Below are 14,619 nucleotides of genomic sequence, written 5' to 3'. Positions count from 1 at the left end.
CGAGACCCTCCCGGTGCCCGACTCCTCCGGCTCCCCGAGACCCTTCGGCTCCGCGGATTCCTCCAATCCCGCAGGATCCCCCGGTTCCCCGGGACCCTCCCGCTCCCTCGCCATCCTCCTGCTCCCCGGCATCATCCTCCCGCTCCCGCGGATCTTCCCAGAGCGAGGCCCGGCGGTCTATAGTCCAAAACTAGCAGCGCTAATTAACCTTCGGAGCCGCTGATCCGGCTCCCGGTCAGGAGTCTGTCGTGCGTCCCGTCCACTTCGCGGCCGCCCGCCGCACCCCCATCGGCAAGCTGCGCGGAGCCCTGTCCTCCGTACGGCCCGACGACCTCGCCGCGACCGTGATCCGCGGCCTCGTCGCCGACGTGCCCGCACTCGATCCGGCCCGCATCGACGACGTCTACTGGGGCGCCGCCAACCAGGCCGGCGAGGACAACCGCAACGTCGCCCGCATGGCCGCCCTGCTCGCCGGACTCCCCGAGTCTGTCCCCGGCGCCACCGTCAACCGCCTGTGCGCATCCGGCCTCGAAGCGATCACCCTCGCGGCCCGCACCATCGCCGCGGGCGAGGCCGACATCATGCTCGCGGGCGGCTCCGAGTCGATGAGCCGCGCCCCCTTCGTGCTGCCCCGCCCCGACGAAGCCCTGCCGCACCGCATGGAGACCGCCGACACCCGGCTCGGCTGGCGCCTGGTCAACCCGGCGATGAAGGAACTGCACGGCCTGCTGTCCATGGGCGAGACCGCGGAGGAGGTCGCCGAGCGGTACGGCGTCCCGCGCGAACGCCAGGACGAGTTCGCGCTGCGCAGTCACCGACTGGCCGCCGACGCACGCAAGAACGGCCACTTCGACGACGAACTCCTGCCGGTGCAGCGCCCGGACGGTGTGGTGGTCGACAGCGACGAATGCGTCCGTGAGGACACGTCGTACGAGAAACTGGCCCGGCTGAAGCCGGTCTTCCGCGAGGGCGGCACGGTGACCGCGGGCAACGCCTCCCCGATGAACGACGGGGCGGCCGGGCTCCTCCTGGTCAGCGAAGAGGCGCTGAACGAGCTGGGGCTGGAGTCGCTGGGCCGGTACGTCGCCGGTGCCTCGGCCGGCGTCCACCCGGACGTGATGGGCATCGGCCCCGTCCCCGCCACGCAGAAGGCGCTGGCGCGTGCCCGGTGGAGCGTCGGCGACATCGAGGAGGCCGAGTTCAACGAGGCGTTCGCCGCCCAGGCCCTCGCCTGTGTGGACCGGCTCGGCATCGATCCTGACCTGGTCAACCCGAGCGGCGGCGCGATCGCCCTCGGCCACCCGCTCGGCTGCTCCGGCGCTCGCATCCTGACCACGCTGCTGCACCGGATGCGCCGCACGCGCGCGGGACGCGGGCTCGCGACGATGTGCGTGGGTGTGGGGCAGGGGAGCGCGGTGCTGGTGGAGAGGCACTGAGCGCTCTGTAGCGGGGCGAGCCGGGCAGGGGCCACCTGGCGAGACACTCCTTACGGCGGCCAGATGCATGGGCATAGCATCGGTGCCCGCATGGACACAATGACGCTCTGGCACCTCACCGGCTGGGAGTTCGCCGCCCTCGCCTTCGCCGCGCTCCTGGTCGGCTTCTCGAAGACCGCCGTGAGCGGGGCCAACACGGTCAGCCTCGCCATCTTCGCGGCGGTGCTGCCGGCCCGCGCCTCCACGGGAGTGCTGCTGCCGGTGCTCATCGCCGGGGACGTGCTCGCGGTCCTCACCTACCGGCGGCACGCCCACTGGCCCACGCTGTGGCGGCTGTTCCCGGCGGTCGCGGCGGGGGTCGTGGTCGGCACGCTGTTCCTGGTGTGGGCCGACGACGAGGTCGTACGGACGTCGATCGGAGCGATTCTGCTGCTGATGGCGGGCGTAACGGTGTGGCGCCGGCGCACGGGGGAGGCGCCGGGGGAGGAGCCGGACTCGGTGACCGGCAGGGCGGGCCGCATCAAGGCCCGTTCGTACGGCGTCCTCGGCGGCTTCACCACGATGGTCGCCAACGCGGGTGGCCCGGTGATGTCGATGTACTTGCTGTCGGCAGGGTTCCGGAAGCTGGGGTTCCTGGGCACGTCGGCGTTCTTCTTCCTGATCGTCAACGTGTCCAAGGTGCCCTTCAGTGCGGGGCTCGGGTTGATCGACGGGCGGTCGCTGCTGCTTGACGCCGCGCTCGTGGTGTTCGTGGTGCCCGGCGCGTTGATCGGCAAATGGGCTGTGAACCGAATCAACCAGCGGCTGTTCGAGCAGTTGGTGATCGCGGCGACGGTGGTGGGCGGCGTACAGCTCCTGCTGCGCTAGCCGCCCTCAGCGCCCCTTGCCCAGCCCCAGGAGCGACGGTACGTCGGCGAAGGAGTCGACCACATGGTCGGGCGTGCCGTCGGCCGCACGGTGCGTCTCCGGCAGATACTTGCCAGTCTTCACCAGCACCCCCGTCACCCCGGCCCGCTGTGCCGCGAGTACGTCGGACTCGATGTCGTCCCCCACCATCACGGCCTCACCCGCACTCACGCCCAGTCGGCCCAGCGCGGCCTCGAAGAACGCGGCCGACGGCTTGCCGGTCACCTCGGCCTCGGTACGCGCGGCCTGCTCCAGCCCGGCCAGGAACGCCCCGGTGTCGAGCTGCAAGCCGTCCTTGGTACGCCAGTACAGATTGCGGTGCATGGCCACCAGCCGCGCCCCTCGCTGCAGATGCCCAAACGCCCGGTTGAGCGCCGCGTACCCGAACTCGGGCCCGGCGCCACCGACGACCACGACATCCACCGACGCGTCGGCGTCGACGGCGCCCTCCGAGTCCGCGTCGTCCACCAGGCTCACGCCCTCCAGGTCCTCCCGGATGTCCCCGCTGTTCAGCAGCGCGCACCGTGCCCCCGGAAAGCGCTCGGCGAGATACGCGGCGGTGACGGCCGGTGCGGTCAGGATGTCCTCCGCCGCCACCGGAAACCCCGCCTCCGCGAGCGTCCCGGCGATGGACGCGCGCGTACGGGACGTCGTATTGGTCACCAGGGCGACCGGCAGTCCGGCGTCCCGGATCTCCCGCAGCGCATCGACCGCACCGGGCAGCGGCTGCCACGAGACGGTGAGAACGCCGTCGATGTCGATGAGCACGGCCCGCACTGAGTCCATGCCTGGACGATAGCCACTCGTGTGCGGTGCGTCGGGTCCCGGCGGAGGATGGAGGGGGCCGCTTTGGGCCGATCGGTGCGACGGGAGACACGCGATGGCGGGCGAACCCTCCTTCTTCGAAATCGGCGTGGCCGACCCCGAGCGCGGTCGCGCCTTCTACGGAGCCCTTTTCGGCTGGACCCTTGAACCCGGGCCGAGCGGGCGCGGGTTCACCATCGGCACCGACGGGCTGCCGGGCGGTATGCACGGCGGCGACGAGGGCGCGTCCCCGTATCTCTTCTTCCGTGTCGACGACATCGACGCCGCGATCGCCAAGGTGCGTGAACTCGGCGGCACCGTCCAGGACATCGGCGAGGAGGGGGAGGAGGACCCCGACTCCGTCGCCCGGTTCGGCCGCTTCAAGCTGTGCCGCGACGACCAGGGCTCGTCCTTCGGCCTGCACCAGCCGCCGGGCGGCTGACCCGGCAGAGCTACGGCTCCCAGTGCGCCAGCCGGTCCAGGGCGGACGCCGTCCGGGCGAAGCCCTGGTCCCCCAGCAGCGCGCGCAGCTCACCGTTGAAGCGATCGATCTCTGGCTGGGCGGCACGCAGCGCGGCCGACCCGGCAGCCGTCAGTTCCAGCACCACGGCACGGTGCTCACGCGGATGCGCCCCTTTGGTGACGAGCCCCGCCTTGACCAGCCGGGCGGCCAGCGCGGTGACGGCCGACTCGCGCAGCCCCAGCGTGCGGGCGAGCTGCTGCTGGGTGATGCCCGGCCGGTCGTGCACGGCGAACAGTGCGCCGAGCTGGGCCGTGGTCACCCCGGAGGCGGCCAGGCAGCGCCGGTCCGCGGTCGTGCGCAACTGGTGTGCCGCGCGTTGCAGCAGGAAGTACAGGCGCTGGTCGGAGGCGGGCTCGGTCTCGGGCATAGGGGGATCTTGACAGACGCGGCGGGCGCACGAGAGGGTCAGTTCACCAGTGAAGTGAGGTGCCGATGCAGGTAGTTCCGGATCTCGCCGACGCCCAGAAGATCCTCGTGGCCCAGCCTTTCAGCAGGCTGCTCGGTGCCCGCATCGTGGCCTTCGGTGACGGTGCCGCGACGCTCGAACTCGACATTCGCGAGGACTTGCTCCAGCACTACGGCTCCGTGCACGGCGGCGTGCTCGGGTACGCCGCCGACAACGCGCTGACCTTCGCCGCGGGGACGGTGGCCAACGGCCGGCTCATCACCGCCGGTTACACCATCGACTACCTGCGGCCCGCCGTCGGCACCCTGCTGCGGGCCGAGGCGCGGGTCGTCCGGGCGGGGCGCACGCGGGTCGTGTGCCGCTGCGACCTGTTCACCTTGGACGGCGGCGGGGCGGAGACCCTGTGTGCCGTGGCCCAGGGCGCGATCGCGGTGCCGGAACCGGCGAGCGCCACGATCCATGGGCCCAGCTGACCTCCGGGTGCCAGGAGTTCCTCACCGCCGGCACCGACCCCGACCTCCAGCGGATCATGCTGATCGACGGGCCGGCCGTGCTGGCTGGCGCGAGTGGCGGGCCATGGACGAGGCCGCCCTGTGGCTCGCGTCCACGGCAGAGCCCGGGGACCTGGCGCCCACCAGGGCGGCGCTGGATCGGATGCTTCAGGCTTTGCGACTCGACGTGAAGTGAGGCGAGAAGTGAGGCGACGGGGGTGCGGGCCGCCGCACCTCGTACTCTCGACGCCATGTCCCCTCACGTCCTGATCCTCGGCGGCACCACCGAGGCCCGTGAACTCGCCGCCGAGCTGGCCGCCCGCGCGGATGTGCGGGTCACGACGTCGTTGGCGGGCCGGGTGTCGCGGCCGGGGGCGGTCGACGGTGACGTGCGGATCGGGGGGTTCGGTGGGGCGGAGGGGCTGGCCGAGTGGCTGCGCGTCCACGACGTGTCCGCCGTCGTCGACGCCACGCACCCCTTCGCCGAGGCGATCACCGCGAACGCGGCCCGCGCGGCCGCGCTGACCGGAACACCGGCCGTGGTGCTGCGCCGGCCGGGCTGGCGGCCGGGGCCGGGGGACGACTGGCACCCGGTCGCCTCGCTGGACGCGGCCGCGGAGCTGCTGCCGCGACTCGGGCGCCGGGTGCTCCTCACCACCGGCCGCTTGGGCCTCGCCGCCTTCGCTCATCTGACGGAGCAGTTCTTCGTCGTACGGTCCGTGGAACGGCCCGAGCCCCCGATGCCGCCGGACGTCGAACTCGTCCTCGCCCGGGGCCCGTTCACCGTCGCCGAGGAGTCGGCGCTGCTGCGGGAGCACCGGATCGACGTGATCGTCACCAAGGACAGCGGGGGAGAGGCGACGGCCGCCAAGCTCACGGCGGCCCGCGAACTCGGCGTGCCCGTCGTCGTCGTACGCCGTCCACCGCTGCCGTCCGGCGTGACGGCCGTGGCCGACGTACCGGGGGCACTGGCGTGGCTGGGGCACAGCTAGCGAAGGGCTTGCGTACCTGGCGGGGCTCGGGCCCTGCTGCCGAGGGGCCTTGCAGCACCCGGTGTGGCGCGGGCCCGGCTGGCGAGGGCTACGGCACCTGGCGTGGGTCGGGCGCTGTTGCCGAGGGGCTTGCAGTACCTGGTGTGGCTCAGGCCCTGTTGCCGAGGGGCCTTGCAGCACCCGGCGCAGGTCGGACCCGGCTGCGAGGGCTCACAGCACCCGGTGTGGCGCGGGCCCGGCTGGCGAGGGCTACGGCACCTGGCGTGGCGCGGACCCGGCTGACGAGCCCTCACAGCACCTGGCGTGACTCGGACCCGGCCGGCGAGGCGCACACAGCACCTGGCGTCGCTCAAGCCCGCCCAGCGAGCGCTACAGCACCTTCCGGTGCACCAACGCCGACAGCACCAGCGCGCCCGGCAGCAGCGGCAGCCACACCGTGATCACGCGGTACGCGATGACGGTCGCCGTCGCCAAGCCCACCGGAGCGCCGAATGCGGCCATGGTGAAGACCAGCGCCGCGTCCACCGGCCCGATCCCGCCCGGCGCGGGCACCGCGCCGACCGCCGTGCTGGCGATGAGCAGCGCGAAGACCACCTGCGCCCAGGACAGCTCCAGCCCGAGCGAGAAACCGACGGTGGCGATCACGCTGCCCTGGAGCAGCGGGGTGGCGGCCGCGCCGCCCCAGAGGGCGAGGACGCGGCTGGGTCGGGTGTGCAGGATGCGGGCGTCGGTCAGGGCGGTGCGCAGGAAGCAGACGGCCGGGCGGCGCAGGGCGGGGACGACGGCGAGCAGGCAGCCGGCCACGACGAACGCGACGCCCACGCCACCGGCGACCAGGAGGAGGGTCCGGTCGTCGGGGACGAGTTCGCCGAGACGCAGCATGCCGGGGAAGGCCACCAGGAAGACGATCAGCACAGCCGTCTTCGCCACTGGCTTGACCAGCGAGTACAGGGCGAGCGAGGCGGTGCCACGGGCCAGCGGTATGCCCTGGCTCTGCAGGAAGCGCAGGGTGACCGCGTGGGCGCCGATGCTCGCGGGAAGTACGTGGTTGGCGGCGCCCGCGGCGAACTGCGAGGCGACCAGCAGTCCCGGCGGCAGCCGTTCGGGGATGGCGCCCTGCCGCACGACCGCGGCGGCCAGCCAGCCGAGGCAGGTGAAGAACAGCGCGGCGAGCAGCCAGCCGGGGTCGGCGGCGGCCAGCCGGGCGGCGCCGTCGCGCACGGAGCGCCAGTCGACGAGAGCCCATCCGCCGATGAGCAGCAGCGGCAGCACGGTGAGACCGTGCCGGGTGAGACGGGAGAGGCGTTCGGCGGAGGGGGAGCGGACGGGGGCGGTGGCCGGGAGCGCGCTGGGGAGAGCGGCGGCGGGCGGAAGCAGGGACACGGCGTACGTCGTCCTTCCGCATCACGCCCGGAATGAGCGGGGCGGACGGATGCAAGGCGAGACAGGTGGGGACGGCCGAAACGTGCCCGCCCGGCATGACGCTCGGGTGTCCGGCAGCCGAAGCGACGCCAGCGGGCAGCGCAAGAAAGCGGCTGCGATGGTGTCCGACCGGCGCGTTCACGCCGTGGGGGAGCGACGGAGGCGTACGCACCGGCACCGTGCGCCCCTCAGCCCCCTCCGGGCACGCAAGTCCCCTCAGCCCCCTCTGGCTACTGCTCCTTCGGGTTCCGGCGGAGCAGATACGTGTCCATGATCCAGCCCTTGCGCTCCCGCGCGTCGGCCCGCAGCCGCTCGATGCGCGGCGCCGCCTCCGCGATAGGACCCGCGGCGAGGATCTCGTCCGGCGTGCCTATGTAGGCGCCCCAGTAGATGTCGATGTCCTGGTCGGCGTACTGCCGGAAGGTCTGGTGGGCGTCGAGCATCACGACCACGTCGTCCACGCCCTCGGGGAAGCCCTCGGCGAGCCGCCGGCCCGTGGTGATCTGCACCGGTCGGGCGACCCGGTTCAGTCCCGTGCGATGCCGGGCCACCAGGGCGGAGACACTGCTGATGCCCGGCACGACGTCGTACTCGAAGTCCACGCTGCCGCGTCCGCGGACCTCCTCCAGAATCCCGAGCGTGCTGTCGTACAGGGCGGGGTCGCCCCACACCAGGAACGCGCCGCTCTCGTTCTCGCCCAACTCCTCGGCGATCAGCCGCTGATAGATCTCGGCACGGGCGCTGCGCCAGTCCCCGACGGCCGGTGAGTACGCCGCGCCGCCCGCGCCGCGGTCCCGCTCCGGGTCACGCGCCTCGACCAGGCGGTACGTCCCCTCCGGTATGTGTGCGTCGAGCATGTCCTTGCGCAGCTGGGTGAGGTCGGACTTCACCTCGCCCTTGTCGAGCAGGAAGAACACGTCCGTGCTCCGCAACGCCCGGACCGCCTGAAGCGTCAGCTGCTCGGGGTCGCCCGCGCCGATACCGATGACATGAATCTTTCGCACACCCAGAGTCTGCCGCACCCCACTGACAGCGAGCCCACCGCCTCACACAGCGAGCCCACCGCTCACACTGCGAGCCCACCGCCTCACACACGGCGGCTCGGAATCGACTCGGGCCCCGATCCGCCGCTCACCCCCCGCTCACCCCCCGGCTCACCCCCCGCGCAGCCCAGGTGCCCGCGCCCCCGCGTCCACCGTCGCCCCGCCCTCCACGTCCCCCGCCAGCTCCCGCGCCCACTCCGTCAGCCCCTGTACGTCCAGGTCGTACGGCCGCTTTCGTCCCGTCCGTGCCGCCCACTCCTCGATCGCGGCCGCCCCGCGGCGCAGCAGCCGGGCGCCACCCGTCGCGTTGCCCCGGGCCGCGTGCGTCAGGCCCACGGCCAGCTGGGCGAGGCCGCGCCACAGGGTGCGTTCCTCGTCGGGGCCCGATTTCCAGGCGTCCTCGAAGACCTCGTGGGCGTGGAACGGCTTGCCCGCTTCGAGGAGGGCCTGCGCCTCGGCGACGGTCTCCTCCGGTGTTCGTACGATCCCTTCGGGCTGCCGGGGCACGCCCTGCGCGTCGTACGGCAGGGGGCGTCCCAGGCCGTCGCGCGGGCGGGCGCTGCGGGCGCGGCCCTCGGTGTCGCGGTCCCGTGCGCCGGGCTGTCGTCCTTCCGGTGTGCTGGTGCTGGCCATACTGCGATTGTCCCGCTTCCGATCCGGCTTCGGCGCGTCCGGGGGTGTGGGGTAAAGTGCTGTTCGCGCGATCACGCGGTTCTCCGCGGTGAGGCGCATCGGGACGTGGCGCAGCTTGGTAGCGCACTTGACTGGGGGTCAAGGGGTCGCAGGTTCAAATCCTGTCGTCCCGACGGTTCGGCGAGGGGCCATCTGTTCGATGGCCCCTTTTCCGTTGGCGATGGCCCTGATTTCCGTTGGTCTGAGGGGCCGGATGGTACAAGCGGGGCATGACCAACGAGTTCACTCCGCTCACCGCCGGTATCGACACCCCGGACCGCCGCGGCCGCACCGGGCTCGACCAGGTGGGCCGGGATCTGACCGGCAACCCGCGCGTGAAGGTGCGGGACGTGAAACTGCTGTCCAGCCACTGGTACGTCGAGCGGACGACCACCTTCGACTTCCAGCACGCCGACGGCACCTGGAGCACCCAGGAGCGCGAGACCCACGACCGCGGCAACGGCGCCACGATGCTGCTGTACAACGCCACACGCGAAACCGTGCTGCTCACCCGGCAGTTCCGCTTCCCGGTGTATGTCAACGGGCACCCCGACGGCATGCTGATCGAGACGCCCGGCGGACTGCTCGACGACGATGACGAGCACCCGGAGGAGGCCGTACGGCGTGAGGTGATCGAGGAGACCGGGCACACCATCGACGCCGTCCAGCATGTCTTCGACGTCTACATGAGCCCGGGCTCGGTCACCGAACGCGTCAGCTTCTACGCCGCCGCCTACGGACCGTCGACCCGCACCCACGAGGGCGGCGGGCTCGGCGAGGAGGGCGAGGACATCGAGATCCTCGAACTGCCCTTCCGCAAGACCCTGGACATGATCCGCACCGGCGAGATCGCCGACGCCAAGACCATCATGCTGCTGCAATGGGCCGCCCTCGAAGGGCCGTTCGCGGCCCGTCCGTAGGTACTGCCTTGACTTGAAGTGCGCTTCAGGCTGAAGACTCCCGTTCGCGCCCGGACAACCGGGTGCGAACGGGAGGAACATCATGAAGTACCGCACCATCGGCACCGATCCGGACCACCGTCGCGAGGTCAGCGTCCTCGCCCTCGGCGCCATGCTCTTCGGCTCGCTCACGGACGAGCGGACCTCCTTCGCCGTCCTCGACCGCTATGTCGAGGCGGGCGGAAATTTCATCGACACCTCGGACAACTACGCCTTCTGGGTCGACGGCAGCCAGGGCGGCCAGAGCGAGGAACTCCTCGGCCGCTGGCGGCGCAGCCGCGGCATCGGCGACGAGGTCGTCATCGCCACGAAGGTCGGCGCCCGTCCCCTCGCCCCCGGCACCAGCTACACCGACAACGCGGAGGGCCTGTCGGCGAAGGTGATCCGCGAGTCGGCCGAGCGCAGCCGCGAGCGGCTCGGCATGGAGAAGCTGGACCTGCTGTACGCGCACATCGACGACCCCACCGTCCCCCTCCAGGAGACCGTCGAGGGGTTCGCCGCGCTGGTCGCGGAGGGCACGGTCGGCCTGCTCGGCGTCAGCAACCAGGCGATCTGGCGGGTGGAGCGGGCCCGCGCTCTCGCCGCCGCGGCCGGACTGCCCGGCTACGAGGTGCTCCAGTACCAGCACAGCCATCTGCGTCCTCGGTACGACGTCCCGAGCGACCTCTTCCCGGACGGCAGCCTCGGCCACGCGGGCGCCGAACTCCTCGGCTATCTGTGCGCCGAGCCCACGCTGACGCTGGTCGCCTACTCGCCGCTGCTGGGCGGGGCGTACGGGCGCGAGGACAAGCCGCTGTCGGCCGACTACGACCACCCCGGTACGCCCGCACGGCTGGCCGCGCTGCGCGAGGTGGCGCGGCAGACCGGGGCCACCGTGGGGCAGGTGGTTCTGGCGTGGCAAATAGGCGGGGAGTTGCCGGTGATTCCGCTGGCCGGCGCGTCCTCGGTGGCGCAGCTGGAGGAGAATCTCGCCGCTGTGGAGCTGGAGTTGACGGCGGATCAGCGGGCCCGGCTGGACGCGGTGCACTGACGTCAGGGTCGTACCAGGAGCTGGAAGTCGAACGCGTACCGGGACGCGCGGTAGATGTGCGTCCCGTACTCGACGGCGCGGCCGGTGTCGTCGTAGGCCGTGCGCTGCATGGTGAGGAGTGCGGCGCCCTCCTTCTCGTCGAGGCGGGCGGCCTCCTGGGCGGTGGCGCAGCGGGCGCCGATGGTCTGGCGGGCGCTGTGCAGGGTGATCCCGGCGGAGCGCAGCATGCGGTACAGGCCGGTGACCTGGAGCCGGTCGGTGTCCAGGGGGAGCAGGCCCGTCGGCAGGTAGTTGCACAGGAACGCCACCGGGTGGCCGTGGGTGAAGCGGAGCCGTTCCAGGACGGTGACCTCGCCGCCCTCGGGGATGCCGAGGGCGGCCGCGACGTCGGCGGCCGCGGGGGCGGTCTCGTTGTGGAGCACCCGCGTGGTGGGCTGCTGCCCGGCCGTCTCCAGGTCGTCGTAGAGGCTGCTCAGCTCCAGCGGGCGCTTGACCTGGCTGTGCACGACCTGGGTGCCCACGCCCCGGCGGCGGACCAGCAGACCCTTGTCGACCAGGGACTGGATGGCCTGGCGGACCGTGGGGCGGGACAGGCCGAGTCGGACGGACAGGTCGACCTCGTTGCCGAGGTGGTTGCCGGGCGTGAGGATCCCGCCCTCGATGGCCGCCTCCAACTGCTGGGCGAGCTGGTGGTAGAGCGGCACGGGGCTGGTGCGGTCGAGTGCGAAGCGCACGGCGGCGAGGCCGGAGACTGTACTTGTCATGGCGTCCCTCCCGGCCCACACCGTAGCACTTTGTTCTTACATTAGGACCTGCTTGTGAAATGATGTCTTAACAAAGTATTGACAGTGGGCGCGCCAGGGGATTTGATCCCGTCCCAACGACAGCCTTTCCCCCCATCGCACAGTGAGGTGCAGGAAAGATGGACCGCTCTCGCAGAATCACCTCCGCCCTGGCCGTGGCAGCGGCGGCGGCCCTGGTCCTCGCCGGCTGCTCCAGCGGCTCCGGCGGCAAGAAGGCCGAGGAGGGAGCGGACGGTGCCTCGGCGGGCAAGGCCACCACGCCCCAAATGACGGTCGCGCTCGTCACCCACCAGGCGCCCGGCGACACCTTCTGGGACATCGTCCGCAAGGGCGCCGAGGCCGCCGCCGCCAAGGACAACGTCAAGCTCGTCTACTCCGCCGACCCCAACGCCGGCAACCAGGCCAACCTGGTGCAGAACGCCATCGACCAGAAGGTCGACGGCATCGCCGTCACCCTCGCCAAGCCGGACGCCCTGAAGGACGTCCTCGGCAAGGCCGAGCAGGCGGGCATACCCGTCGTCGGCCTGAACTCCGGCCTGAGCGACTGGAAGCAGCTCGGCCTGCTGGAGTTCTTCGGGCAGGACGAGACCGTGGCCGGAGAAGCGCTCGGCAAGCGGCTCAACGAGGAGGGCGCGAAGAAAGCCGTCTGCGTCATCCAGGAGCAGGGCAACATCGGCCTCACCCAGCGCTGCGACGGGGTGAAGAAGACGTTCGAGGGCACCACGGAGACCCTGAACGTCAACGGCACCGACATGCCGTCCGTGAAGGCGACGATCACCGCCAAGCTGAAGCAGGACAGCGCCATCGACTACGTCGTCGCCCTCGGCGCCCCCTTCGCGCTGACCGCAGTGCAGTCGGTGTCCGAGGCGGGCAGCAAGGCCAAGGTCGCCACCTTCGACCTCAACAAGGACCTGACCGGCGCCATCCAGCGCGGCGACATCCAGTTCGCCGTGGACCAGCAGCCCTATCTGCAGGGGTACCTGGCTGTCGACGGGCTGTGGCTCTACAAGAACAACGGCAACTACAGCGGCGGCGGTGAGCAGCCGGTGCTGACCGGTCCGGCGTTCGTCGACCGGTCCAACGTCGAGCGGATCGCCGAGTTCGCCGCGAAGGGGACCCGGTGATGAGCATGACCCAGCATGCTGCGCCGGCGGTGACCACACCGCCGGCCCCCGGCGCCAAGCAGACCGACGGACGCACCCGGGAGCGGCCCCTGCTGCTGAGGCTGCTCGCCCGGCCCGAGGTCGGCGTCTTCCTCGGCGCGGTCGCCGTGTTCGTCTTCTTCCTGATCGCCGCGCCCTCGCTCCGCCAGGGCAGCTCGATGGCCACGGTCCTCTACCAGGCGTCCACCATCGGGATCATGGCCCTGCCGGTCGCCCTGCTGATGATCGGCGGCGAGTTCGATCTGTCGGCCGGTGTCGCCGTCATCACCTCTGCGCTCACCGCGGCCATGCTCAGCTACCAGCTGACCCTGAACGTCTGGATGGGCGTGATCGTCGCGCTCGTGGTCTCGCTGGCGGTCGGCGCGTTCAACGGCTGGATGCTGGTGAAGACCGGGTTGCCGAGCTTCCTGGTCACCCTCGGCACCTTCCTGATCCTCCAGGGCATCAACCTCGCCGTCACCAAGCTGGTGACCGGAAACGTCGCCACCGACGACATCAGCAACATGGACGGCTTCGACCAGGCCAGGGCGCTGTTCGCCTCGTCCTTCGACGTCGGCGGCGTCCAGGTGAAGATCACCGTGGTGTGGTGGCTGGTCTTCGCGGCCCTGGCCACCTGGGTGCTGCTGCGCACCAAGTACGGCAACTGGATCTTCGCCGTCGGCGGCAACAAGGACAGCGCCCGCGCGGTCGGTGTCCCGGTGAAGTTCACCAAGATCACCCTGTTCATGCTGGTCGGCTTCGGCGCCTGGTTCGTCGGCATGCACCAGCTGTTCTCCTTCAACACCGTGCAGTCCGGCGAGGGCGTCGGCCAGGAGCTGATCTACATCGCCGCGGCGGTCATCGGCGGCTGCCTGCTCACCGGCGGGTACGGCTCCGCCATCGGCCCGGTCTTCGGTGCCTTCATGTTCGGCATGGTCCAGCAGGGCATCGTCTACGCGGGATGGAACCCCGACTGGTTCAAGGCCTTCCTCGGTGTGATGCTGCTCGGAGCCGTCCTCATCAATCTGTGGGTGCAGCGCACCGCGACCCGGAGGTGACCGCCATGACAACCACCCACGGAGCCGTGCTCCCGGACACCGCCCCCCAGCAGGACGGGGCACTCGTCGAACTCCGCAACGCCGGCAAGTCCTACGGCAACATCCGCGCCCTGCACGGCGTCGACCTCGCCGTCCACCCCGGCAAGGTCACCTGCGTGCTCGGCGACAACGGCGCCGGCAAGTCCACCCTCATCAAGATCATCTCCGGGCTGCACCAGCACACCGAGGGCGAGTTCCTCGTCGACGGCGAGCCGGTCCGCTTCTCCACCCCGCGCGAGGCCCTCGACAAGGGCATCGCCGCCGTCTACCAAGACCTCGCGACCGTCCCGCTGATGCCGGTGTGGCGGAACTTCTTCCTCGGCTCCGAGCTCACCAAGGGCCCCTGGCCGGTCCGCCGCCTCGACATCGCCCGCATGAAGCAGACCGCCGACGAGGAACTGCGCGCCATGGGCATCGTCCTCGACGACCTGGAGCAGCCCATCGGCACGCTGTCCGGCGGCCAGCGCCAGTGCGTCGCGATCGCCCGCGCCGTCCACTTCGGCGCCCGGGTGCTGATCCTGGACGAGCCGACCGCCGCCCTCGGCGTCAAGCAGTCCGGCGTGGTCCTCAAGTACATCGCCGCCGCCCGCGACCGCGGCCTCGGCGTCATCTTCATCACCCACAACCCGCACCACGCGTACATGGTCGGCGACCACTTCAGCGTGCTGCGCCTGGGCACGCTGGAACTCTCCGCCGACCGCAGCGAGGTCAGCCTGGAGGAACTGACCAACCACATGGCCGGCGGCGCGGAACTCGCCGCGCTCAAGCACGAGTTGGCGCAGGTGCGCGGCGTGGACGTCGAGGAGCTCCCCGAGGAGGAGGACCTCACGGCGCCCGTGAAGACCTCACCCGCCCCTCCCGCATACCCCGCCTCTCCCGAAGGGACCTCCTGA

At 71.3% G+C, this 14,619-nt stretch carries 17 protein-coding genes and 1 tRNA gene; 12 read left to right on the top strand and 6 right to left on the bottom strand.

The window, feature by feature from the left end:
- Positions 1 to 248 precede the first annotated feature (248 nt).
- Both SSP24_RS02815 and SSP24_RS02810 read left to right on the top strand, forming a co-directional pair.
- A complete protein-coding gene (locus SSP24_RS02815) occupies positions 249 to 1,436 on the top strand; it encodes a thiolase family protein (RefSeq protein ID WP_141307105.1) in 1,188 nt (395 codons plus the stop codon).
- Positions 1,437 to 1,526: 90 nt separating this feature from the next.
- Positions 1,527 to 2,303, top strand: a complete 777-nt coding sequence (locus tag SSP24_RS02810) for a sulfite exporter TauE/SafE family protein (protein ID WP_141307104.1) — start codon at positions 1,527 to 1,529, stop codon at positions 2,301 to 2,303.
- A gap of 6 nt (positions 2,304 to 2,309) precedes the next feature.
- Here the strand turns inward: SSP24_RS02810 and SSP24_RS02805 are convergent, their stop codons facing one another.
- Positions 2,310 to 3,128, bottom strand: a complete 819-nt coding sequence (locus SSP24_RS02805; protein ID WP_141307103.1) for an HAD-IIA family hydrolase — start codon at positions 3,126 to 3,128, stop codon at positions 2,310 to 2,312.
- A gap of 94 nt (positions 3,129 to 3,222) precedes the next feature.
- On the opposite strand from SSP24_RS02805, the gene SSP24_RS02800 reads away from it, so the two are divergent.
- Positions 3,223 to 3,588 (top strand): VOC family protein, encoded by a 366-nt coding sequence (locus tag SSP24_RS02800; RefSeq protein ID WP_141307102.1) that lies wholly within the window; start codon positions 3,223 to 3,225, stop codon positions 3,586 to 3,588.
- 10 nt (positions 3,589 to 3,598) lie between these two features.
- On the opposite strand, the gene SSP24_RS02795 is transcribed toward SSP24_RS02800, so the two are convergent.
- Complete coding sequence (locus SSP24_RS02795; protein ID WP_141307101.1) at positions 3,599 to 4,036, bottom strand: MarR family winged helix-turn-helix transcriptional regulator; 438 nt, start codon at positions 4,034 to 4,036, stop codon at positions 3,599 to 3,601.
- A 65-nt stretch (positions 4,037 to 4,101) separates the two neighbouring features.
- On the opposite strand from SSP24_RS02795, the gene SSP24_RS02790 reads away from it, so the two are divergent.
- Genes SSP24_RS02790 through SSP24_RS02780 form a run of 3 tightly spaced genes read left to right on the top strand, consistent with a single transcriptional unit; the run spans position 4,102 to position 5,558 of the window.
- Positions 4,102 to 4,548: a PaaI family thioesterase gene (locus SSP24_RS02790; protein ID WP_141307100.1), complete on the top strand. Its 447-nt coding sequence runs from the start codon at positions 4,102 to 4,104 to the stop codon at positions 4,546 to 4,548.
- Positions 4,431 to 4,757 (top strand): TetR family C-terminal domain-containing protein, encoded by a 327-nt coding sequence (locus tag SSP24_RS43820; RefSeq protein WP_373866233.1) that lies wholly within the window; start codon positions 4,431 to 4,433, stop codon positions 4,755 to 4,757. The genes SSP24_RS02790 and SSP24_RS43820 overlap by 118 nt, the downstream gene beginning before the upstream one ends.
- A 60-nt stretch (positions 4,758 to 4,817) precedes the next feature.
- The gene (locus SSP24_RS02780) at positions 4,818 to 5,558 is read left to right on the top strand and encodes a cobalt-precorrin-6A reductase (protein WP_141307099.1); all 741 of its coding nucleotides are present in this window, start codon (positions 4,818 to 4,820) and stop codon (positions 5,556 to 5,558) included.
- 369 nt (positions 5,559 to 5,927) lie between these two features.
- Here the strand turns inward: SSP24_RS02780 and SSP24_RS02775 are convergent, their stop codons facing one another.
- From SSP24_RS02775 to SSP24_RS02765, 3 genes are all read right to left on the bottom strand, one after another.
- Positions 5,928 to 6,941, bottom strand: a complete 1,014-nt coding sequence (locus SSP24_RS02775) for a lysylphosphatidylglycerol synthase transmembrane domain-containing protein (protein WP_141307098.1) — start codon at positions 6,939 to 6,941, stop codon at positions 5,928 to 5,930.
- Positions 6,942 to 7,210: 269 nt separating this feature from the next.
- A complete protein-coding gene (gene cobF / locus SSP24_RS02770) occupies positions 7,211 to 7,984 on the bottom strand; it encodes a precorrin-6A synthase (deacetylating) (RefSeq protein ID WP_141307097.1) in 774 nt (257 codons plus the stop codon).
- A 150-nt stretch (positions 7,985 to 8,134) separates the two neighbouring features.
- On the bottom strand, positions 8,135 to 8,656 hold the full coding sequence (locus tag SSP24_RS02765) for a DUF309 domain-containing protein (RefSeq protein ID WP_141307096.1): 522 nt from the start codon (positions 8,654 to 8,656) through the stop codon (positions 8,135 to 8,137).
- Between the two features lie 99 nt (positions 8,657 to 8,755).
- On the opposite strand from SSP24_RS02765, the gene SSP24_RS02760 reads away from it, so the two are divergent.
- From SSP24_RS02760 to SSP24_RS02750, 3 genes are all read left to right on the top strand, one after another.
- A tRNA-Pro gene (locus SSP24_RS02760) sits at positions 8,756 to 8,829 on the top strand.
- A gap of 96 nt (positions 8,830 to 8,925) precedes the next feature.
- Positions 8,926 to 9,615, top strand: coding sequence for an NUDIX domain-containing protein (locus SSP24_RS02755; protein ID WP_141307095.1), 690 nt, complete (start codon positions 8,926 to 8,928; stop codon positions 9,613 to 9,615).
- Positions 9,616 to 9,697: 82 nt separating this feature from the next.
- Complete coding sequence (locus SSP24_RS02750) at positions 9,698 to 10,684, top strand: aldo/keto reductase (RefSeq protein ID WP_141307094.1); 987 nt, start codon at positions 9,698 to 9,700, stop codon at positions 10,682 to 10,684.
- Between the two features lie 2 nt (positions 10,685 to 10,686).
- Here SSP24_RS02750 and SSP24_RS02745 read toward each other — a convergent pair whose 3' ends face one another.
- Positions 10,687 to 11,448, bottom strand: coding sequence for a GntR family transcriptional regulator (locus tag SSP24_RS02745; protein WP_141307093.1), 762 nt, complete (start codon positions 11,446 to 11,448; stop codon positions 10,687 to 10,689).
- Between the two features lie 158 nt (positions 11,449 to 11,606).
- Here SSP24_RS02745 and SSP24_RS02740 point away from each other — a divergent pair, with 158 nt between their 5' ends.
- Genes SSP24_RS02740 through SSP24_RS02730 form a run of 3 tightly spaced genes read left to right on the top strand, consistent with a single transcriptional unit; the run spans position 11,607 to position 14,619 of the window.
- A complete protein-coding gene (locus tag SSP24_RS02740; protein ID WP_141307092.1) occupies positions 11,607 to 12,611 on the top strand; it encodes a sugar ABC transporter substrate-binding protein in 1,005 nt (334 codons plus the stop codon).
- Complete coding sequence (locus tag SSP24_RS02735) at positions 12,611 to 13,687, top strand: ABC transporter permease (protein ID WP_141307091.1); 1,077 nt, start codon at positions 12,611 to 12,613, stop codon at positions 13,685 to 13,687. The genes SSP24_RS02740 and SSP24_RS02735 overlap by 1 nt, the downstream gene beginning before the upstream one ends.
- Before the next feature lie 5 nt (positions 13,688 to 13,692).
- Positions 13,693 to 14,619, top strand: a complete 927-nt coding sequence (locus SSP24_RS02730) for an ATP-binding cassette domain-containing protein (RefSeq protein WP_373306640.1) — start codon at positions 13,693 to 13,695, stop codon at positions 14,617 to 14,619.

Origin of the sequence: Streptomyces spinoverrucosus (assembly GCF_006539505.1) — a bacterium.
GTDB lineage: Bacteria > Actinomycetota > Actinomycetes > Streptomycetales > Streptomycetaceae > Streptomyces > Streptomyces spinoverrucosus.
This window is presented reverse-complemented; position numbering and strand designations above follow the sequence as displayed.